General features: G+C 66.7%; 20 protein-coding genes. 11 read left to right on the top strand and 9 right to left on the bottom strand.

Annotated elements, in window-relative coordinates; genetic code table 11:
- Positions 1-6: 6 nt before the first annotated feature.
- Complete coding sequence (locus KNW02_RS09845; protein WP_252733646.1) at positions 7-321, bottom strand: antibiotic ABC transporter; 315 nt, start codon at positions 319-321, stop codon at positions 7-9.
- Positions 322-464: 143 nt separating this feature from the next.
- Between KNW02_RS09845 and pyrC the strand changes: the two genes are divergently transcribed.
- From pyrC to KNW02_RS09795, 10 genes are all read left to right on the top strand, one after another.
- On the top strand, positions 465-1,508 hold the full coding sequence (pyrC, locus tag KNW02_RS09840; RefSeq protein ID WP_216033100.1) for a dihydroorotase: 1,044 nt from the start codon (positions 465-467) through the stop codon (positions 1,506-1,508).
- Positions 1,505-2,176, top strand: a complete 672-nt coding sequence (locus tag KNW02_RS09835; protein ID WP_216033099.1) for an orotate phosphoribosyltransferase — start codon at positions 1,505-1,507, stop codon at positions 2,174-2,176. Before pyrC ends, KNW02_RS09835 begins: the two co-directional genes overlap by 4 nt.
- 191 nt (positions 2,177-2,367) lie before the next feature.
- Positions 2,368-3,855, top strand: coding sequence for a replicative DNA helicase (locus KNW02_RS09830; protein ID WP_216033098.1), 1,488 nt, complete (start codon positions 2,368-2,370; stop codon positions 3,853-3,855).
- Entirely contained in the window at positions 3,846-4,202 is a 357-nt protein-coding gene (locus KNW02_RS09825; protein WP_216033097.1) for a DMT family protein, read from the top strand. The genes KNW02_RS09830 and KNW02_RS09825 overlap by 10 nt, the downstream gene beginning before the upstream one ends.
- A gap of 16 nt (positions 4,203-4,218) precedes the next feature.
- Positions 4,219-5,385, top strand: a complete 1,167-nt coding sequence (locus KNW02_RS09820; RefSeq protein ID WP_252733644.1) for a multidrug effflux MFS transporter — start codon at positions 4,219-4,221, stop codon at positions 5,383-5,385.
- Positions 5,386-5,573: 188 nt separating this feature from the next.
- Complete coding sequence (locus KNW02_RS09815) at positions 5,574-6,971, top strand: helix-turn-helix domain-containing protein (RefSeq protein WP_216033095.1); 1,398 nt, start codon at positions 5,574-5,576, stop codon at positions 6,969-6,971.
- 196 nt (positions 6,972-7,167) lie between these two features.
- Positions 7,168-8,457: a M23 family metallopeptidase gene (locus KNW02_RS09810; RefSeq protein WP_216033094.1), complete on the top strand. Its 1,290-nt coding sequence runs from the start codon at positions 7,168-7,170 to the stop codon at positions 8,455-8,457.
- The gene (locus KNW02_RS09805; protein ID WP_216033093.1) at positions 8,447-8,944 is read left to right on the top strand and encodes a bactofilin family protein; all 498 of its coding nucleotides are present in this window, start codon (positions 8,447-8,449) and stop codon (positions 8,942-8,944) included. Before KNW02_RS09810 ends, KNW02_RS09805 begins: the two co-directional genes overlap by 11 nt.
- 221 nt (positions 8,945-9,165) lie before the next feature.
- Entirely contained in the window at positions 9,166-10,020 is an 855-nt protein-coding gene (locus KNW02_RS09800; protein ID WP_216033092.1) for a fumarylacetoacetate hydrolase family protein, read from the top strand.
- A gap of 1 nt (position 10,021) precedes the next feature.
- Positions 10,022-10,744 carry an SDR family oxidoreductase gene (locus KNW02_RS09795; RefSeq protein ID WP_216033091.1) on the top strand — a complete coding sequence of 241 codons (723 nt, stop codon included), beginning with the start codon at positions 10,022-10,024 and terminating at the stop codon, positions 10,742-10,744.
- Between the two features lie 4 nt (positions 10,745-10,748).
- Here KNW02_RS09795 and KNW02_RS09790 read toward each other — a convergent pair whose 3' ends face one another.
- The 4 genes from KNW02_RS09790 to KNW02_RS09775 form a co-directional block, all read right to left on the bottom strand.
- Positions 10,749-11,588, bottom strand: a complete 840-nt coding sequence (locus tag KNW02_RS09790) for a DUF2189 domain-containing protein (protein ID WP_216033090.1) — start codon at positions 11,586-11,588, stop codon at positions 10,749-10,751.
- Between the two features lie 76 nt (positions 11,589-11,664).
- Positions 11,665-12,156 carry a pantetheine-phosphate adenylyltransferase gene (coaD, locus tag KNW02_RS09785; RefSeq protein ID WP_216033089.1) on the bottom strand — a complete coding sequence of 164 codons (492 nt, stop codon included), beginning with the start codon at positions 12,154-12,156 and terminating at the stop codon, positions 11,665-11,667.
- A gap of 86 nt (positions 12,157-12,242) precedes the next feature.
- Positions 12,243-12,704: a CBS domain-containing protein gene (locus KNW02_RS09780; protein WP_216033088.1), complete on the bottom strand. Its 462-nt coding sequence runs from the start codon at positions 12,702-12,704 to the stop codon at positions 12,243-12,245.
- Positions 12,705-12,762: 58 nt separating this feature from the next.
- Entirely contained in the window at positions 12,763-13,674 is a 912-nt protein-coding gene (locus tag KNW02_RS09775) for a LysR family transcriptional regulator (protein WP_216033087.1), read from the bottom strand.
- 102 nt (positions 13,675-13,776) lie between these two features.
- Here KNW02_RS09775 and KNW02_RS09770 point away from each other — a divergent pair, with 102 nt between their 5' ends.
- On the top strand, positions 13,777-15,279 hold the full coding sequence (locus tag KNW02_RS09770; protein WP_216033086.1) for a CoA-acylating methylmalonate-semialdehyde dehydrogenase: 1,503 nt from the start codon (positions 13,777-13,779) through the stop codon (positions 15,277-15,279).
- A gap of 111 nt (positions 15,280-15,390) precedes the next feature.
- Here the strand turns inward: KNW02_RS09770 and KNW02_RS09765 are convergent, their stop codons facing one another.
- The 4 genes from KNW02_RS09765 to KNW02_RS09750 are packed head-to-tail and all read right to left on the bottom strand — an operon-like array spanning position 15,391 to position 21,277.
- Positions 15,391-17,550, bottom strand: coding sequence for a TonB-dependent receptor (locus KNW02_RS09765; protein WP_216033085.1), 2,160 nt, complete (start codon positions 17,548-17,550; stop codon positions 15,391-15,393).
- Complete coding sequence (locus tag KNW02_RS09760) at positions 17,547-18,785, bottom strand: MFS transporter (RefSeq protein ID WP_216033084.1); 1,239 nt, start codon at positions 18,783-18,785, stop codon at positions 17,547-17,549. Before KNW02_RS09760 ends, KNW02_RS09765 begins: the two co-directional genes overlap by 4 nt.
- 54 nt (positions 18,786-18,839) lie before the next feature.
- Complete coding sequence (locus KNW02_RS09755; protein WP_216033083.1) at positions 18,840-20,192, bottom strand: lysine N(6)-hydroxylase/L-ornithine N(5)-oxygenase family protein; 1,353 nt, start codon at positions 20,190-20,192, stop codon at positions 18,840-18,842.
- The gene (locus KNW02_RS09750; RefSeq protein ID WP_216033082.1) at positions 20,189-21,277 is read right to left on the bottom strand and encodes a hypothetical protein; all 1,089 of its coding nucleotides are present in this window, start codon (positions 21,275-21,277) and stop codon (positions 20,189-20,191) included. The genes KNW02_RS09755 and KNW02_RS09750 overlap by 4 nt, the downstream gene beginning before the upstream one ends.
- Positions 21,278-21,314 lie beyond the last annotated feature (37 nt).

The following is a 21,314-nucleotide window of genomic DNA, read 5'->3' as shown; positions in this document are numbered from 1 at the left end:
CCGGCCTCAGCCCCTTCGCGTCAGCCGGCGCGAATTGGCGCGGGTCCGCTTGCTGTAGGGGCGCAGCGCCGCCGACACGACCCGATCGGCGGGCACGCCGCGGCTGGTCGCCTGGGCGACGGCAAACAGGGATTCGGAGGCCGCCGCCTGCTTTTCCGCGACCATGCGGAACGGCTCACCCGGGGACTGGGCCATCATGCCCATCATCCCGGCCATGCGAAGGCCGATGATCACCTGCGAATCCACGGCAATCCGTGTCATCTGCATCCAAATCCGATAGGGGGCCCAGACGCCCGACATCATGTTGTTTTTAGTCTTCATCTCAAATTCCTTGTGTCGCCGGCCGCGCCGACCACCCGATGTTGAGATGACTGAATATGTGAATGCAAGCCTGACATATGGATAACGCGGGCATTTCCATTTGCCGGCTTGGCAAGCGGGCCGGCCCTCTGTAGAGGCAGCCCATGACCGACAGCATCGTCCTTTGCCGCCCCGACGACTGGCATTTGCATCTGCGCGACGGCGCAATGCTTGCCGCCGTAACACCTTTTTCCGCCGGCTTCGGCCGGGCGATCATCATGCCGAACCTGGTGCCGCCCGTCGTCACCGGAGCCCAGGCTGCCGCCTATCGCGACCGGATCCGCGCCGCCCTGCCGGAAACTGCGGCGCTGGTGCCACAGATGACGCTTTATCTGACCGATTCGACCGATCCGGCCGATGTCACCGCCGCCCATGAGGCGGGAATCATCCGCGCCGTGAAGCTGTATCCGGCGGGGGCGACCACCAATTCGGCCAGCGGCGTGACCGATTTCGACCGCGTCCGCCCGGTGCTGGAAGCCATGGCCGGGGCCGGGATTCCGCTCTGCGTGCATGGCGAGGTGACCGATCCGGCGGTGGATATCTTCGACCGCGAGGCGGTGTTCATCGACCGCGTTCTGGACCCGATCCGCCGCAAGACACCGGGTCTGCGCGTGGTGATGGAGCACATCACCACCTCCGAAGGCGTGGCCTATGCCCGCAGCGGTGGCGATGATCTGGGCGCGACGATCACCACCCATCACCTTGTCATCAACCGCAACGCCATCCTCGCCGGCGGCATCCGGCCGCATTACTACTGCCTGCCGGTCGCCAAGCGCGAAACCCACCGGCTGGCGCTGCGCGAGGCCGCGACCTCGGGCGAGGCGCGTTTCTTCCTCGGCACCGACAGCGCGCCCCACCCCGACAGCGCCAAGCTGCAACCCTGCGGCTGCGCCGGCTGCTTCACCGCGCCGAACACCATGTCGATCCTCGCCCATGTCTTCGAGGACGAGGATGCACTGGACCGGCTGGAGGCCTTTGCCAGCCTCAATGGCGCGGCCTTCTACGGGCTGCCGCCGAACGAGGACCGGATCCGCCTGACGCGCCGCGAGACGCCCGCGGCCTATCCCGCGACCATCGCGGCGGGTGACGAGACGGTGACCGTCTTTGACCCCGGCTTCCCGCTTTACTGGCATCTGGAGGACGCATGAGCCTGCCCTACCCCACGCGCGAGGAAATCGCCCGCCTGACCGCCCGGATGCTTCTGGAAATCAAGGCGGTGGATTTCAACGCGGCAGAGCCCTTCACCTATGCCTCGGGGCTGAAGGGGCCGACCTATGTGGATTGCCGCCGGATCATCAGCTTTCCGCGCGTGCGCCAGACACTGATGGATTTCCTTGCCGCCACGGTGATGCGCGACGCCGGCTTCGAGGCCTTCGACAATGTCGCGGGCGGCGAAACCGCCGGCATCCCCTTCGCCGCCATGATGGCCGAGCGTCTGGGCCTGCCGATGACCTATGTGCGCAAGAAACCCAAGGGTTACGGCCGCAATGCCCGGATCGAGGGCGCGATGACCGAGGGCCAGCGGGTGCTGCTGGTCGAGGATCTGACCACCGATGGCGGCAGCAAGCTGAGCTTCGTCGACGCCATCCGCGACACCGGCGCAAGCTGCGCCCATACCGCCGTGATCTTCTATTACGGCATCTTCCCCGAGACGACGCAGCGCCTGGCCGATCACGGCGTCAGCCTGCACCATCTCTGCACCTGGTGGGACGTGCTGGACGAGGCCCATGCGCAGCAGGCCTTCGACGAGGCGACCCTGAACGAGGTCCGCACCTTCCTCAGCGATCCGCGCGGCTGGCAGGCGGCGAACGGCTGATCTCGGACACCGGAACCAGCCGTTTTCCGTGTCCCAGTTCCTCCGCCCGCGGCATCCGCAGGCAGGCGTTTGCGCCCAGCCTGCGGCCATGACGCGACTTATCCACAGCTTATCCACCGGATATCCAGATGGCCCTGCCGCGCGCGATATGAGATAACCGCCCGATAACAAGAATCGGCGGGGGCAGAGAGATGAGCGGCTTGCGGGTGATCGTTCCGGGGCAAGAGGCGGATGGCGAGGACAAACCCGCCATTCCCTTCTCGCTGGAGGCCGAACAGCAGCTTCTCGGCGCGCTGCTGACCAATAACGACGTCTTCGACCGGGTCAGCCAGATTCTCAGGCCCGAGCATTTCTATCACCCGGTCCACAGCCGCATCTTCGAGATCTGTTCCGAACGCATCCGCCGGAACGCGCTGGCCAGCCCGGTCACGATCAAGGCCTTTCTGGAACATGACGAGGGGCTGAAGGAACTGGGCGGCGCGCCCTATCTGGCGCGGCTGGCGGGGGCGGCGATCTCGGCCTATGCGGCGCGCGATTATGCGCAGATGATCCGCGAATTCGCCCTGCGCCGGGATCTCATCCAGCTGGGCCACGACATTTCCGCCCGCGCGGCCACGCACGAGGTCGGCGACGACGCCGAAGAGCAGATCAAGACCGCCGAACAGACGCTTTACAAGCTGGGCGAGCAGGGCGTGGCCGAACGCGGGTTCCAGAGCTTTCTGAAGGCCGTGACCGGCGCCGTCGAGGCCGCCAATGCCGCCTATCAGCGCGATGGCAAGCTGTCGGGCATTTCGACCGGGCTGGTCGATCTGGACGGCAAGATGGGGGGCCTGAACAATTCCGACCTGATCATCCTCGCCGGCCGCCCCTCGATGGGGAAAACCTCGCTGGCGACGAACATCGCCTTCAACATCGCCAAGGCGCACAAGGCGGGCGAGCGCGCGGATGGCACCACCGGGACGGTCGAGGGCGGCGTGGTCGGCTTCTTCAGCCTCGAAATGTCGGCCGAACAGCTGGCGGCGCGGATCCTGTCCGAAGCCGCCGAAGTGCCCAGCGAACGCATCCGCAGCGGCAATATGGACGAGGGTGAATTCCGCCGCTTCGTCGAGGCTGCCCATGCGCTGCAGAACTGCCCGCTCTATATCGACGACACGCCCGCCCTGCCGATCAACCAGCTGGCCGCGCGCGCGCGCAAGCTGAAGCGGACCCACGGCCTCGACGTGCTGATGGTGGACTATCTGCAACTGCTGAAGGCGGCATCGGCCAAGGACAGCCGCGTGAACGAGGTGTCCGAGATCACGCAGGGCCTGAAGGCCGTCGCCAAGGAACTGAACATCCCCGTCATCGCGCTGTCACAGCTGTCGCGTCAGGTCGAGAACCGCGAGGACAAGCGCCCGCAGCTGAGCGATCTGCGCGAATCGGGCAGCATCGAACAGGACGCCGATATCGTCATGTTCGTCTTCCGCGAGGAATATTACCGCGAACGCGAAAAGCCCTCGGACAGCGATCTGGACGCCATGGCCAAGTGGCAACAGATCATGGAGCAGGTGCATGGCAAGGCCGAGGTGATCCTCGGCAAGCAGCGCCACGGCCCCATCGGCACGGTAGAGCTGTCCTTCGAGGGTCAGTTCACCCGCTTTGGCAATCTTGCCAAGGACCGCCAGAGCCAATGGGATTGAGCCTGCCGGTCCCGGTCGTCACGATCGGGTTGCTGATCGCCTCGAACGTCTTCATGACCATCGCCTGGTATGGCCACCTGAAGTTCAAGACCGCGCCGCTGCTGACCGTCATTCTGATCAGCTGGGGAATCGCGCTGTTCGAATACATGATGCAGGTTCCTGCCAACCGCATCGGCCACGGCTATTTCAACGCCGCGCAGCTGAAGACCATTCAGGAGGTCATCAGCCTGTCGGTCTTTGCCATCTTCTCATGGCTCTATCTGGGCGAAAAGCTGAGCTGGCAGCATGGCGCGGGGTTCGCGCTGATCTGCCTCGGCGCCTGGTTCGTGTTCCATGACTGGGGCTAGGACCCCGCCGCACCCGATGACACTGGTGGCGCTGTCGGGGCTGGCGGCGCTGTCGATGAACGTGTTCCTGCCCTCGCTGCCCGGCATGGCGCGGGATTTCGGCGTCGATTACGCGATCATGCAGCTGTCGGTATCGGCCTATATCGGAGCCTGCGCGGTGCTGCAGCTGGTGGGCGGCCCGCTCAGCGACCAGTGGGGCCGGCGTCCCGTGGCTCTTGTGGGTCTGGGTGTCTTTGCGGTTGCGACGCTGGGCACGCTACTGGCCCCCGATGCCGCCACCTTCCTGCTGTTCCGGCTGGTTCAGGCGATGGTCGCAGTCTGCATGCTGGTCTCGCGCGCCGCAGTCCGCGACATGTACGAGGGCGAACGCGCCGCCTCGATGATCGGCTATGTCACCATGGGCATGGCGGTCGTGCCGATGATCGCCCCGGTCATCGGCGGGGTTCTGGACGAGGCCTTCGGCTGGCGCGCGAATTTCGCCGCGATGGGCCTGCTTGGACTGATCGTGCTGCTGGTCGTCTGGTGGGACATGGGCGAGACGGTGCGGGGCGGCGGCGTGCCGCTGCGCCAGCAGATGCGCAACTATCCGATCCTGGCCCGCTCGCACAGGTTCTGGGGCTATTGCCTTGCCGCCACCTTCTCGTCGGGCTGTTTCTTCGCCTATCTGGGCGGCGCGCCCTTCGTCGGTGAACAGGTCTTCGGCCTCAGCCCGGCGCAGGTCGGCTATTTCTTCGCCGCCCCCTCGATCGGGTTTCTGATCGGCAACTTCATGTCAGGCCGCTATACCGCCGTGATCGGACTGAACCGGATGGTTCTGATCGGATCCCTGGTTTGCCTCGTGGCGCTGTATCTCTCACTGTTGGCGGTGCTTCTCGGGTTGATCGAGCCGCTGGTCTTCTTCGGCGCGATCGGGGTCATGGGGCTGGGCAACGGCCTGGTGATGCCGAACGCCAATACCGGCATGATGAGCGTCCGCCCCGAACTTGCAGGAACCGCCAGCGGGCTGGGCGGCGCCATGGCCGTGGCCGGCGGCGCGGCCCTGTCGGCGCTGGCCGGCGCATTGCTGCGTCCCGGCTCGGGCGCCACGCCGCTGCTGGTCGTCATGTGCGCCTCGGCGACGGCCGCGCTGGCTTCGATCCTGTGGGTGCTGCGCCGCGAAAGGCAGATGTCGCGCGTCGGCTGACCGGCGCGCGATAGCCGGAAACCCGATCTTAACCTCTCTGCGTCACCTTGCGGACATGACGCACCCCGTTGCCCCCGCCCGACCCAAACCCACGGACCGGCCGCCCGCCGCGGCCCGGACGCCCGCGCCCCCTTGCCCGCCCCCCTTTGCAAAAGCTACAGCAGGATTTGCAAAGAACGGGTGGGATCATGGCCACACAGAAAATCTATGCCGGCTCTTCGCTGCGCGAGACACGCGCACGCGCCGGGCTGACGCAGCGGCGCTTTGCCGAGATGCTGGGCGTGTCGCTGCCCTACCTGTCGCAGATGGAGAACAACCATCGTCCGATCTCGGCCGGGGTGCTTCTGCGGCTGGCGCAGGAATTCGGGGTCGACCTGACCACGCTGGCGGCGGGCGATGCCGAACGCATGGTGATCGACATGCAGGAGGCGCTGGCCGATCCGCTGTTCGACGCCACGCCCCCGCTGGCCGATCTGCGGCTGGCGGCGACCAACGTCCCGGTTCTGGCGCGGGCGTTTCTGGATCTCTACCGCGCCCACCGGCAGGGCCAGGAACGTCTGGCCGCACTGGACGAGGCGATTGGCGCCGCGGGGCAGAACGCGCTCTCGACCCCGTGGGAGGAGGTCCGCGACTTCTTCCATTACTGCGACAATTACATCGACGCGGTGGATCGCGCCGCCGAACGCTTTGCCTGTCCGGATGGACAGCGCGGCGATCCCTGGCCGCTGGCGGTGGCGGCGCTGCGCGCCCGGGGTATCCGCGTCTCGCTGACCGAACTGCCGGCGATGGGCGTCTTTCGGCGCGATGGCGACGAATTGCAGGTCAATGCCGCCGCCGAAGGTCCGACCCGCCTGTTCCAGCTGCTGCATCTGGTGGCGCAGGAACGCTATTCCGACCTGCTGGACGCGACGCTGGATCTGGGCCGCTTCCGCAGCGAAACCGCGCGGCAGGTCGCCCGGTTGGGTCTGGCGAACTATTTCGCCGGCGCCGCCCTGATGCCCTATCGGGCCTTTCTGGCCGCCGCCCAGGCCGAACGGCACGATCTGGAGCGGCTGGCGCATCTGTTCGGCGCCTCGCTGGAGCAGGTCGCCCACCGCCTGTCCACCATGCAGCGGCCCGGCGCCAAGGGGCTGCCCTTCTTCTTCGTCCGCGTCGATCAGGCCGGCACGATCACCAAGCGCCATTCCGCAACCCGGCTGCAATTCGCCCGTTTCGGCGGTGCCTGCCCGCTGTGGAACGTCCATCAGGCATTCGAGCAGCCGGGCCGTTTCCTGCGCCAGTTGGCCGAAACCCCCGACGGCGTGCGCTATCTGCTGCTGTCGCGCGATGTCTCGAAACATGCCGGTGCCTTCAACGCGCCGGTGCGCCGCTTTGCCATCGGGCTGGGTTGCGAGGTCGCCCATGCCGAGGGACTGGTCTATGCCGACGGGCTGGATCTGAGCAAACCCCGCTCGTTCGAGCCGATCGGCATCTCGTGCCGGATCTGCCCCCGGCCCGATTGCCACCAGCGGTCGGTTCCGCCGATAGACCGCCCGCTTCGCGTCCCTGCCGACAGAAACGGACCTTTGCCCTATGAAATTGCGTGACGATTTCGCGAAGCACGCGAATGTTTCGGCGGATTTTCGCCCGCCGAGGCATGTATCCGCGCATCTGCAGAAAGTGCGACAGCTCGTCTGTTGCCAAGATGGCACAGCTCCTGTTTACCCCGGTGCGTGTGGAACCACTGTGCCCCGGCCGGAACGAGGGTGCGCCATCGGGGGACATGGATTGCCGCTGAACGTGATGAACCGATTGAACAGCTCGCTGGAACGTATCCTGCCCGAGCAACGACTCTTCCTGCGCTCGGACGACGCCACGCGCTTCATTCGCCTGCGTCCCGTCACGCAGCTGGTCGGTGTCAGCGGACTCACCGTCGTGTTCGGCTGGGCCCTCGTCGCCAGCGCGCTTCTGGTCATCGACTCGGTCAGTTCCGGTGCATCGCGCGACCAGGTGCGGCGTGCGCAAAGTGCCTTCGAGCAGCGGCTGGACCAGTTGTCGTCCGAACGCGATGCCCGCGCCGCCGAGGCCGTCGCCGCCCAGAACCGCTTTACGGTCGCGCTGGACCAGGTTTCCGAGATGCAGTCCAAGCTGCTCGCCTCCGAAGAGCGGCGGCGCGAGCTAGAGACCGGGCTGAACGTCGTGAAATCCACGCTGCGCGACACGATCAGCGAACGCAACGACGCGCAGCGTCTGGTCGATGCGGCGGGCACCGACGCACCTGTCGCCCCCGATCGTGCGCAGGAAGTTTCCGTCGCGCTGGACATCCTCACGGGTGAGCTTCGCACCGCCGCGGCCGAGCGCAGCGCCGCGCTGCAGCAGGCCGAGGAGGCCGAAACCGCCATCGCCGATCTGGAATTGCAGCGCGACGAGATCATCGCCCGTAACGACGAGATCCTGACCCAGCTGGAAAATGCCGTCACCGTCTCGGTCGGCCCGCTGGACGATGTCTTCCGCTCCGTCGGCATGAACCCCGAGGACGTGCTGGACACCATCCGCAGCGGCTATTCCGGCCAGGGCGGCCCGCTGACCCCGCTGGCGCATTCGACCCGTGGCGATGCCGCGCTGAGCCAGGGCGCATCGAAGGCCCGGCAGATCATCGTGACGCTGGACCAGATGAACACCTATCGCATCGCCATGGAAAAGCTGCCGCTGGCGATGCCCGTGGAAAAGTCGTTCCGCTATACCTCGGGCTATGGTCGCCGCTGGGGCAGGATGCATGAAGGCGTCGACATGGCCGGCCCGATCGGCACACCGATCCTCGCCCCCGGCGACGGCGTCGTGACCTTTGCCGGCCGCCAGAGCGGCTATGGCTATCTGATCAAGATCGAACATGAACTGGGTGTCGAGACCCGCTATGCACACCTGTCGAAAATCCGCGTGAAGCAGGGGCAAAGGGTGTCGCAAGGCGAGCAGATCGGTGATATGGGAAATACCGGACGCTCGACCGGGCCGCATCTGCATTACGAGGTACGGATGAATGGTCGGGCTGTAGACCCGATGACCTTCATCAAGGCAGCAAGCAATGTTTTCTAAGACCCGCGTGACCGAGAACCGCCCTCAGCAACCCGCATCTTCCGACAGCGAACCGGCACCCGCACCGGCGGCTCCGGCCGAACGCAGCAGCAGCGAGACCCTTCCGACCGCCCCGGCCCGCGCGCCCAGTGCGCCCTCGGTCCTGTCCTCGGATCTGAAGGTGACCGGCAATATCCGCACCGAAGGCGACATCCAGATCGAGGGAACGGTCGAAGGCGACATCCGTGCGCATCAGCTGGTGATCGGCAACAGCGCCACGATCAAGGGCGAGATCGTCGGAGACGAAGTCGTGGTGCATGGCCGCGTCGTCGGCCGGGTGCGCGGGCTGAAGGTCCGCCTGACCGCGACCGCCCGGGTCGAGGGCGACATCATCCACAAGACCATCGCGATCGAATCGGGCGCCCATTTCGAGGGTTCGGTCCAGCGTCAGGAAGACCCGCTGGCCTCGGCCGGCACCAAGAAACTGGCGCCTCCTTCCGCCGGCTGAACTGTCGTCGTCTTTCGGCCCGCATCGCCTCGACGGCCCGCCTGCGCGGGCCGTTTGCCGTTCTGGCCCCTAACCGCGCCCGCCCGGGCGAATTTCGGGTTGCGGAAGATACGCGTTCATGGATTTCTGAGGGGAAACCGGCCGGGCTGCGCCTGACGCAAGCCGCGCGGAAAACATCGACGTGGAACCCGTCTCGGGCATCAATATAAGCGGGGGAAGGCATGAAACTTGTTCGCCATGGCGCCGCCGGCGCGGAACGGCCCGGCCTGCTGGACAGCGCGGGGCGAGTTCGCGATCTGGGCGCGCATGTCGCGGATATCGCCAGAGAGGTTCTGAGACCCGAAGCCATGGCCGCCCTGGCGGCGCTGGATCCGGAAAGCCTGCCGCTGGTGGAGGGACACCCGCAACGGGATCTGCGCCTCGGCCCCTGTGTCGGCCATGTCGGCAAGTTCATCGGCGTGGGGCTGAACTATGCCGATCACGCGGCCGAAGCCGGAATGGACCTGCCCCAGGAACCCATCCTGTTCACCAAATGGACCAGTTCCATCGCCGGACCGGATGACCCGCTGAGCCTTCCTCCGGGCTCCACCGCCACCGATTGGGAGGTCGAACTGGGTATCGTGATCGGGGCCGGGGGCCGCGATATCGACATGGCCGACGCCCTGCGCCATGTCGCCGGCTATTGTGTCGTGAACGATATCAGCGAGCGGGACTGGCAGCTGCGCGGCGGCGGCACCTGGGACAAGGGCAAGGGCTATGACGGCTTTGGCCGGATCGGGCCCTGGCTGGTCAGCGCCGACGAGATCCCTGCCCCGCACGAGCTGCGCCTCTGGCTCGAGGTGGACGGGCACCGCTATCAGCAGGGCTCGACCGCGACGATGGTCTTTGGCCCGGCCGAACTGGTCGCCTATTGCTCGCGCTTCGCGACGCTTCACCCCGGCGACATCATCGCCACCGGCACGCCGCCCGGCGTCGGCATGGGCCAGAAGCCACCGGTCTATCTGCGTCCGGGCCAGATCATGCGGCTTGGCATCGACGGCCTTGGCGTGCAGACGCAACATGTGACGGGCGGCTAGCATGTCGGGTCCGCAGAGCATCCTGATCACCGGGGCCGGCAGCGGGATCGGCCGTGCCACCGCGCGGCGTTTTCTGGCCGAGGGCTGGCGCGTCGGCCTGATCGGACGGCGCGAGGCCCCATTGCACGAGACGGCGCAGGGATCGCCGGCGCTGATCCTGCCCTGCGACGTGACCGATGCGGCGGCCGTCGGCGACAGCTTCGATCGGGCAGTCGGCACCTGGGGCCGGATCGACGTCCTGTTCAACAATGCCGGCCTCGGCAGCGCCCCCGCCACCCCCGACGAGACCGACCCCGAAATCTTCAGACGGGTGATCGACGTCAATGTGACCGGCATGTTCCTCTGCGCCCGCGCGGCCTTCCGGCTGATGCGCCAACAGGCGCCGCAGGGCGGGCGAATCATCAACAACGGCTCGATCTCGGCCCATGCGCCACGACCGGGATCGATCGCCTACACCACCTCGAAACACGCAGTCACCGGCCTGACCCGCAGCCTGTCGCTGGACGGGCGCCCCTTCGGGATCGCCTGCGGCCAGATCGATATCGGCAATGCCGCAACCGAATTGCTGCTGCAGGTCAGCCAGTCCGCGCCCGCCCCCGAGCCGATGATGGATGTCTCGGTGGTGGCCGACGCGGTCCTGCACATGGCCAGTCTGCCCAAGGGCGCCAACATGCAGTTCCTGACCGTCATGGCCACCAACATGGCCTTCATCGGACGCGGCTGACCCGTCAGTCGTCGGGCATCAGCCGCCGGTAGACATGCCAGCTGGCATGGCCCAGCACCGGCAGCACGATGAACAGGCCCAGAAAGGCGGTCAGGATGCCCGAGAACAGCAGCACGGCGATCATCGCCGCCCAAACCGCCATGACCACCGGGTTCGCGGCCACCGCCCGCACCGAGGCGATGATCGCGCTGATGAAATCCACCTCGCGATCCAGCAGCACCGGCAGGCCGACGACGGTGAATGAAAACAGTACCGCGGCGAATCCAGCCCCAATCAGCGTCCCGACAAACACCATCGCCAGCCCTTTTCCATTCAGCAGCATCTCGAAGGAACTGGTGATGTTGGTCAGCGCCGAGGCCCCCATGAACAGCGCGAAGATGGTATGCGCGACAAAGACCCAGAACATGAACAACAGCAGGATCACCATCGCCATCGACGGCACCTGCCGGTCCTTCTGGGCAAAGACCACGCGCAGCACGCTGGGCCAGTCCAGCGGCTCCTCGGCCTCGATCCGGCGGCTGACCTCATAGAGCCCGACCGCGGCGAAAGGCGCGATCAGCGGAAAGCCGAGGACGAAGGGAATCAGCCACCATTCGCGCCCCGAGGCCGCCGCGACCATCACCATCACCCAGCCGCCGGCGACATAGAAGGCGGCAAACAGCAGCCCGAAGGCCGGCGCGCGGCGAAAGTCGTGCCAGCCCGCCGTCAGCGCCTCGGCAAGGTCGGGCAAACCGATTCGCGCCGGCTCGGGCAATTCGTCGGGCAGGTCCGGCGCCGGATCGGGCAGCGGCTCGGCGGGCGGTTCAGGTAAGGGGCGCGGATCTGTCGCGTCTGATCGGGTCAAGTCTTCCTCCAATCTTTCGCGCGTTCCGTCGAAAGACTAAGGGCGATTCTGCATCGGTGCAACGAAATCGGACGGATCAGCCCAGACGCTGCTTCAGGGCCTCGTTGACCGGCGGCGTGACGAATTTCGACACGTCCCCGCCCAGCCTGGCGATTTCCTTGACCAGCTTCGAGGCAATCGCCTGCCGCCGGGCGTCGGCCATCAGGAAAACCGTCTCGATGCTGGAATCCAGCGCACGGTTCATGCCGACCATCTGGAACTCATACTCGAAATCCGCCACCGCCCGCAGGCCGCGCACGATCACGCCGGCGCCGACATCGCGGGCGCAGTCGATCAGCAGGTTCTCGAAGGGGTGAACCAGGATCTCGCCGCCGGTCCGGGCGGCGACCTGGTCGCATTCCGCACGGACCATGGCGACGCGTTCTTCCAGGTTGAACAGAGGGCCCTTGTCGCGGTTGATGGCAACCCCGATCACCAGCCGATCGACCAGCACCATCGCCCGCTGGATAATATCGACATGCCCCAGGGTGATGGGATCAAAGGTGCCGGGATAGAGGCCAATTCGCATGGTCTGGCATCCTCGTGCTGGGTCGCGCCTTCAGGCAAACCCGATTTCTACACGAGATGCAAGCGCTTGAACGAACGGGCCACGCCTCAGCTGCCCATGATCATGCCGGTCAGCGCCTCTTTTTCGGCCGCCAGTTCCTTCAGCCGGCCGCTGACCGCATCACCGATCGAGACCACGCCCAGCATGTGGCCGTTCTCGTCCACCACCGGCAGGTGGCGGAAGCGGCCGGCCGTCATCCGCTCCAGAATGACCATCGCGTCATCGCCGGTCACGCAGGTCTGCACCTCCTTGGTCATCACATCCGAGACCGGCTGCGACAGGGCTTCGGCACCGCCATGCCCCAGTTTCCAAACCACATCGCGTTCGGACAGGATGCCGACCGGGGTCTTGCCGTCCTCGGAAACGACCACCGCGCCGATCCGCAATTCGGACAGCAGCTTTGCCGCTTCGGCCAGCGTCGCCTCGGGCTTGATGGTGATGATCGTGGCAGCCGCCATGCCCGGCTTGCCGGATGTTCCCTTCATCGACAGCAACTGATTGACCAGCATCGGCATATCCTCCTTCGCGGCGTGGTTGCGCTTATCTTTTTCCCGGAATCGCCCCGCGTCAAGTGCGACCGGTCGCAGCAGGGAGGACCATCGCCTCCAGCCGGCTGACTTCGGCCCTCAAGCCCTGAATAAGGGCATCTGCCAGCCGACTGAGCCGGCGCGAGCCGCGATCATCGGCATGCCGCAGCAGCCAGAAGCTGCGGCGCAGGGCGATATGCCCGGGCAGCACGATCCGCAAGCCCGGCACGAAGGGGATGGCGAAGTCATGCACGATGCCCAGCCCCGCCCCCGACCGCATGGCCTGCATCTGCACCGAGATCGAATTCGAGCTGATCGTGGCGGTCTCGACGCCGGTTTCCGACAGGTAGTCCAGTTCCCGGTCGAAGATCATGTCCGGGATATAGCCGATCATCCTGTGTTGCCGCAGGTCTTCGGGGGCACGAATCGGCGGATGGCGGTCCAGGTAATCGGCATGTGCGGCAAGATGCAGATGATAGTCGCTCAGCCGCTGCACGGTCAGCCGTCCCGTGTCCGGCGGCGAGACGGTGATCGCCATATCCGCCTCGCGCTTGGACAGGTTGACCACGCGCGGCAGGGCGACGATCTGGATTTCCAGCCCCGGATGCGCCTCGCACATGGATCGCGCGACCTGTGGCAGCAGATAGTTCGCACAGCCGTCCGGGGCGCCGATCCGCAGCAGGCCGCTGATGCCGGCTTCGCCGCGGGTCGCCTCGGCGGCGGCGGCGGCGGCCTGTTCAGCCGCCTCGGCCGGCCCCACCAGCCGCGCGCCCTCGGCCGTCAGGGAATAGCCCTGGGGGGTCTTGGCGAACAGCACCGCCTCCACGGCCTGTTCCAGCCGCGCGATGCGCCGCCCCACGGTCGAGGCATCCATCGCCAGCCGCCGGCCCGCGCCGGACAGGCTTTCGGCCCGCGCCACCGCCAGAAATATCCGCAGATCGTCCCAGTCCATCGCCGCCGCCTTTGCATTTACGCAAAACCTTTTTGGCAACCTGCCCCTTTCCGCAGCATTTCCGCAAGACTATGGTCGTCACAACCACGCTAGGAGGGTGCGATGAAAGAGATTCCACACTGGATCGACGGCAAGGAAGTCAACGGCACGTCCGGGCGCTTCAGCGATATCTACAATCCGGCCACGGGCGAGATTCAGGCCCGCGTCGCGCTGGCCAGCCCGGCCGAGCTGAACGCCGCCATCGCCAGCGCCGCGAAGGCGCAGGTCGGATGGGCCGCAACCAACCCGCAGCGCCGCGCCCGGGTGATGATGCGCTTTGGCCAGCTGATCCTCGACAACATGGACCAGCTGGCGGAACTGGTCAGCCTCGAACATGGCAAGACCCTGCCCGATGCCCGCGGCGACGTGCAGCGCGGCCTCGAGGTGATCGAGATCTGCATGGGCGCACCGGCGCTGCTGAAGGGCGAATACACCGACAATGCCGGCCCCGCCATCGACATCTACTCGATGCGCCAGCCGCTTGGCGTCGTCGCCGGCATCACGCCCTTCAACTTCCCGGCGATGATCCCGCTGTGGAAGATGGGCCCGGCGCTGGCCGCCGGCAACGCCATGATCCTGAAGCCGTCCGAGCGCGTTCCCTCGACCTCGATCGCGCTGGCGAAGCTGGCGCAGGAGGCCGGCCTGCCCGATGGCGTGCTGCAGGTGGTCAATGGCGACAAGGAGGCCGTGGACGGCATCCTCGATCACCCCGAGATTCAGGCGGTGGGCTTTGTCGGCTCGACCCCGATCGCGCAATACATCTATGGCCGCGCGGCGGCGAACGGCAAGCGCGCCCAGTGCTTCGGCGGCGCCAAGAACCACATGCTGATCATGCCCGACGCCGATCTGGACAAGGCGGCGGACGCGCTGGTCGGCGCCGGTTTCGGGGCGGCGGGCGAACGCTGCATGGCGATCTCGGTCGCGGTGCCGGTGGGCGACAAGACCGCCGACGCGCTGATCGAACGGCTGGTGCCGCGGATCGAGAAACTGAAGGTCGGCCCCTACACGGCCGGCGACGACGTGGATTTCGGCCCGGTCATCACCAAGGCGGCACAGGACCGCATCAACCGGCTGATCGCCTCGGGCGTCGATGCGGGCGCGAATCTGGTGGTCGATGGCCGCGACCTGAAGATCCAGGGCTACGAGAACGGCTTTTTCTGCGGCCCGTCGCTGTTCGACAATGTCACCCGCGACATGGACATCTACAAGGAAGAGATCTTCGGCCCGGTGCTGTCGACCGTCCGCGCCAAGACCTATGACGAGGCGTTGAGCCTGGTCATGGACAACGATTACGGCAACGGCACCTCGATCTACACCGCCGACGGCGACACCGCCCGCGACTTCGCCAGCCGGGTGAATGTCGGCATGGTCGGCGTCAACTTCCCGATCCCGGTGCCGCTCAGCTACTACACCTTCGGCGGCTGGAAGAAATCGGCCTTCGGCGACCTGAACCAGTATGGCCCCGATGCCTTCCGCTTCTACACCAAGACCAAGACCGTGACCGCGCGCTGGTTCTCGGGCCTGAAGGACGAGGGTGTCAGCCTGAACTTCAAGGCGCTGGACTGATCTGACCCTGTCCGGTGAAAACGATACGGCGGGCCGCAAACCGGCCCGCCGTTGACGTTTCGGATGCGCCCGCCCGCAGTTATGCGGTGGCAGGCGCCCGCCGGGTTCGCCTCAGAAGCTCACGCCATAGCCCAGATAGAGGCGCCGTCCCTCGTCAGCCACGCGGATGGCGTCGCCGGTCAGCGGGTTCTCGCGAACCGAGCTTGCGGTGCTGTTCTCCTGCTGGCGATCAAACAGGTTGCTGACGCCATAATAGAACTGGCCGCGGCCCAGCGGATACGAGCCGTAGAGGTTCACGGTGAACATCTCTTCCAGCACCGGCTGGCCGGTCTTGTCGCGGCCGGCGGCATAGACCAGTTCGCCGTTCAGGCGGGCCGCGTTCTGGAACTGATATCCGGCGGTCAGGGTCGCGGTGAAGGGCGTCGGGATGCGGTTGTTCGGCAGCCATGCCTCGCGCGAACCATCGCCATCCTCGTCATAATTGCCCTCCTGCCAGCCCAGCAGCGCCCCCAGTTGCAGCGCATCGGTGGCGGCATAGCTGAGTTCGGCCTCGCCGCCCCAGACACGTTCCTTCTGCTGGGTCACGGTATTGGTGGCGCTGTCGAAAACCGTGCCCTCATCCGAGGTCGACAGGAAGATCGAGGCCGCGGCCTGCAACCGGTCGCCGTAATAGCGCAGGCCCGTCTCGGCCGTGTTCACGATCTGCGATTCCGGCTGCATCGAAGCGAAGGACACGGTCTGCCCGGGCAGGAACGGGTTTGCCGGCATGGCGCGGCGGGTGAAGCTGCCGACATCGGGGATGGAAAAGCCCTGGCTGACCCCGGCGAACAGGTCCAGTTTCGGGCTCACATGCCAGACGGCGCCAAGGTTTCCGACCACGGCCGAATAGTCGTAATCGCCGCCGGTGACATTGACCGCGGGCAGCAGGTAGGGGCCGGCAGCGGTCAGTTGCACGGCATCGGGGCGGGTGAAGTCGTCGACATTCAGCCAGAACTTCTCGGCCCGCAGGCCCGCGCTGATATCGACATTACCGACCGGCACGTCCAGCTGGGCAAAACCGGCAAGACCGGTCTGTTCCATCGGCGCGATCAGATCGCGCCCGGCAAGATCCCGTTGCGTGACATCATCGTAGCCGACATCAACACCCCAGGTCAGCTGCGCGTTGCTGCGCCAGGCATCCAGCGGGGTCCGCAGGGTCAGCCTTGCCCCAAGGGTCCGGGTCGAAAGCTCGCTCTGGGCATTCGGGTCCTGCCTCGGATCGGTCGGGCTGATCGGGTAATAGAGCGGGTTGGCGATCCCGGCCGGCACGAAGGCCGCGCGCCGGTCGACATCGCTGCCATAGAAGTTCAGCTCGGCCTCGCCGATGGCAAGGGCGTTATTGGTCCATGTCACATCGAAATAGGTGCCCTCGTCGGTGACATCCTCGCCGGTATAGTCATCGGGACCGACACTGACGACATCGGTGGTGTAGTCGGTGAACTTGTCGATTTCCTGCCGCGAGGAATAGGCCCCGAACCGGGCGACGACCTCATTGTTCCCCCTGCTCCAGTCCAGAACGACGGCGCCCGCGAGGTTGCTGAAATTGTCGGAGCTTCCCTGACCCACCAGCGGGTCCGAGGGGATCCGGTTGCCGTCGCCGTCATAGAGATCGCCCATGGTGCGCCCGTAGAGTTCAAGCCGCACACCCAGTTCGCCCACGCGACGCTCGTGGCTGAAGGACAGCTCACCGCCGAGGCTGTCATCTTCCGTGCCGACCGAGAAACCATAGGACAAGTCTGTCCGCTCCTCGTCGCCCGGCTTCTTGGTCACGATATTGATGATGCCACCGGTGGCACCGTTGCCGAACCGCGCGGTCGAGCCCTTGATGATCTCGATACGCTCGATGCTGTCGGGATTGACCATCGCCAGTTCCCGGGTGAAGCCGCGCAACTCGGATGTCCGCGGCCCGCCATCGATCAGGATCTGCGGCGACCGCCCGCGCAGGGTCTGGCTGGCCGTGCCGATGGTGCCGTTCGAGGGCGCGAAGCCGGGCACGAGGTCGCTCAGCACCCGTTCCAACGATTCGCCTGCCAGCAGACGCTCGGACAGGTCCTCGCCCTCGATCACCTGCACCGCGCCGGGGATCGAACTGCCCACCGCCCCGGTGCGGCTGGCATCAAGGACGATCTCGCCCAGCGGAACCGGATCGGAAAAACCGTCCTGCGCCGCGGCCGGACCGGCCATCAGCGCCACCATGGCAACGCCACTCATCAACAGGGCATGTCGTTTCATGCGGGATACTCCTTCGGGATATCGGGGGAAAGCGCGGGGCGCCGGACGGCTTCGGGCAGGCGGGTCATCGCGATCCAGCCGGTCAGCGCCGACAGGACAACGGCAAGGGCGAAGACCGGGCCATAGCCGAAGGCCGAGGCCATCGCCCCGGCGATCATGCCGCCCAGCATGTACATCAGCAGGTTGACCGAGGTCAGAAGGGTGAAGTCTGTTCCCGCCTGTGCCAGAGAGGAAAAACGCATGAAGGCGGTATAGAGCCCGACCATCTCGACATAGCGCAGGAAGGTATCAACGCCCGACAACGCCAGCAGCGGCCAGGTTCCGATGCCCAGCGTTGCGGCGGCGAAGAAGGCGGCGAAGGCCAGCGTGCGCCCGACGATCAGCGCCACGAAAAAGGGCCGCAGACCGATCCGGTCGATGATCCCGGCGGCGATGGCGGCACCGAACAGACCGACCAGTGCGGCCGAGCCGCCGGTGATCAGGCCCACCTGCGACAGGCTGAACCCCTGATCGACCAGGAAGGGCTGCTCCAGCGCCTTCACCAGCCCCTCGGGCATGCGGAAGAAAAAGGCGAAGGCCAGCATCGACCCCGCCATCGGCAGCGACAGGAAATGTCCGAAGCTGGCGCGGCCGTAATCGGCCGGCAGGTCGCGGCGGTCATGTGCCTCGGGCAGCAGCAGGAAGGGCAGCGCGGCAACACCGGCAATTGCTGCGATGCTCAGAAGCGTCGCCTGCCAGCCCAGAAGATCGACCAGCAGCAGCGTGCCCGAGCCACCGATCAGCACGCCAAAGGCCACGGCGCCGGCCTGAATGCCATTGCCGAAAGCCTGCTGCTCGGGTGGCAGATGCTCGACCGCCCAGCCATCCGAGGCGATATCCTGCGTGGCCGAAGACAGCGACATGGCCATCAGGATGGGGAAAAAGCGGATCGCGTCAGTGACCGGATCAAGCGTGGACAGCAGGGCCACGCAGGCCAGGGTCAGCACGAGGCAGATCGCCACCACACCCTTGCGCCCGATCCCGGGCAGCCGCGCCAGCCGGTCCACCAGCGGCGCCCATGCCGCCTTCAGCACCCAGGGCGCCAGCAGCACGCCAAAGGCACCGATCACCGCCAGATCGACGCCGCGCGCACGCAGGATCGGAGGCAGGGCGGCCGCCACCAGATAGAGCGGCACCGACTGAGCCAGATAAAGCCCCGCAAGAGCGACGGAAATGGACGACGGCGGCCGCGTCATGTGCTCAACCTCCCGTGGAAGGCTGGCAGATGGGCTGGCCGAATTCAGAGATTTTTAATCAGATATTGCCGTGCTGACAATCCGTCTTGACGGCGGCGGCCCGGCCGATGTTGCGTTTTTGTCGTCCCTCGCAAGGGGATCGGGCGCGGCGCCCGGCCAGTCGACCAGCGCAGGATCCGTCCCGTCCGTACCGATGTCGAACAGCGGCCGGCCGGTCAGGTCGTTCAGGATCACCGCACTGCGCCAGGCCGCGAGGCTGATCTGGGCATCCGCGATACCGTGGCTGTGGCGCCCGTGGTTCATCGCATAAAGCGGCGTCTCGCGCGGGCCGTCCCAGATCGCGCGATAATTGCCCTCCAGCGCCAGCGACCCGTCGAACTGCTGCCTGAACCGCGCGGCCAGCGGGTGCAGGCAGTCGGGAAAGGCGGACCGGAAGCCGGTCGCCAGCACGACCAGATCGGCCTCGCAGCATTCCACCGTCCCATCGGCCGATCGCGCTTCGATCACCTGCCCCCGCCTGCCGGCCCGGATCGCCCGCACCTCGCGGCCGGGCCGCAGAACGACGTCGCGCCGACCCTCGCGGCGGCGATCATAGACCGCCCGATAGATGGCGTCGGCGGTCGCTTGGGTGATGCCGTCGCTGGCATATTTCTGTTCGTTCAAAGCCTCTTGTCTCACCGGGCCGGGCTGGCGGCGCCAGGCCGCGATATAGCCGGGGGTGAAGAACTGGTCGATGAAGGCGCCGTCCTGCAGCGTCCAGAACCCGGACCGGCGACTGATCCAGGTGACATGCGCCGGCGGATCGCGGCGCCCCAGCAGGTCCAGCACGATCTCGGCCCCTGACTGGCCGCCGCCGATCACCACCACCCGGCGCGCGGCCACCGAAGGCGCCCGATCCAGCCATTGCGCGGCATGCAGGCAGCCGGTCCCGGGGCAGGCGAATGCGGGGATCCGAGGCACAAGCCCGACCCCCAGCGACAGGGCGCGGCTGCGCCAGCGTCCTCCCGACGCGCCGGCGATGGTGAAGGCGTCGCCGTCGTGATCGACCTCGGCAATCGCCTCGCCGAAACTGGCGCTTTCCAGGCCATGCGCGACCCAGGCCATGTAATCAGTGAACTCGGCCCGGCTGGCGCAATCGAACCGGGCGGCCATGAAATCGTGAAAGCGGCCATGGGCCACGAGATAGCTGAGAAAGCCCCAGCGGCTGGTGGGCTGCACAGGCGTCACCATGTCCTTCAGGAACGAGGTCTGCATGGTCGCGCCCGGGATCATCAGGCCGGGATGCCAGGCAAAGCGCGCCCGACGCTCGGCAAAGCGGCAGGTCAGGCCGGGCACGCCATCAGCCAGCGCGGCAAGAGACAGGTTGAAAGGGCCAAGCCCCACTCCGAACAGATCGAACGTCGTCACAGCGGCCTCCGGCAGATCAGCAGGGTCGTCAGGGCGAAGCCGGCGGCCAGCAGGAACGGCGCGACGGGATGCAGCGGCAGGACCAGCGCGGCCAGGCTGGCCCCCACCCCCAACCCGGCCAGCAGCGACGAGCCCTGCCAGGCGGCATTGCGTCGCGCCGCCTCGGGACGCAGCGCGATCACCCGTGCCAGGTGCCGCGCGATGGTCAGCCCGGCCGCACCGGTGGCCAGAGAGGTGGCGGCAATCAGCACAGAGGGTTGCGGCGAGATAACCGGCAGCAGCAGAGCGACGGCCAGCAGCGCAAGGGCCGGGCCGATCGCGGTGGCGGCCGGGGTCACGAAAAGATGCACGAGCATCAGCACCAGATAGCCGGCGCCAAGGCAGATGCCGGTGATCGCTGCGGCCTGCGCGGCAGGATAGCTTTGCGCCAGCAGCGGCCCGAGGCCCAGTTGCCCGGCCCCGATCGCGCATTGCACCAGAAAGGGCACGGCCAGCGCCAGCAGCCAGGGCGCCCGCAGCCCCCGTTCCTCTGGCAGCGGCATCCGCTTGGCCGCAGCGCCCAGCCGATAGAGGCTGAGCGCCGCGCCGATCAGCGCCGGCAGGATCGGCAGCACGATGGACAGCCGGATCAACGGCCCGATCAGTGCCGCCCCTAGGGCCCGGCCAAGCCCCGGGCCGACCTGCAGCCGCGCCAGCGCGGCGACCGGCCGCCCCATGCCCGCGCTTGCGGCCTGCGCGACCGCCAGGGTGATCGCCGCCGCTGTTCCCTGCAAAACCCGGATCGCCAGCAGGATCGCAAAGGTCGCACCGACCGGCCCGAGCGCCAGCAGCAGCGCGATCAGCCCCAGCGACGCCAGCATCTGAACCAGCAGCGCGGCGCGCAGCCTTTGTGCGGTCATGCCGCCGGCCAGCAGCGGTCCCATCACCGCCGACACCAGCAGCCCGGCGCCGATGGCCAGCCCGACCTGCCCCGGCGGCAGGTCCAGACGCAGCGCCAGCACCGGCAGCATCCCGATCAAAGCGGTCTGCTGGAAGGCATAGCCGGCCAGCACCGGCGCAAGGGCGCGTTGAATCTGATGCCTCATGGACTAGGGCGGTTCCGCAATTGACCTCGCAATTTAA

The sequence above is a fragment of the Paracoccus marinaquae genome, assembly GCF_018860165.1.
Classification (GTDB): Bacteria; Pseudomonadota; Alphaproteobacteria; order Rhodobacterales; family Rhodobacteraceae; genus Paracoccus; species Paracoccus marinaquae.
This window is presented reverse-complemented; position numbering and strand designations above follow the sequence as displayed.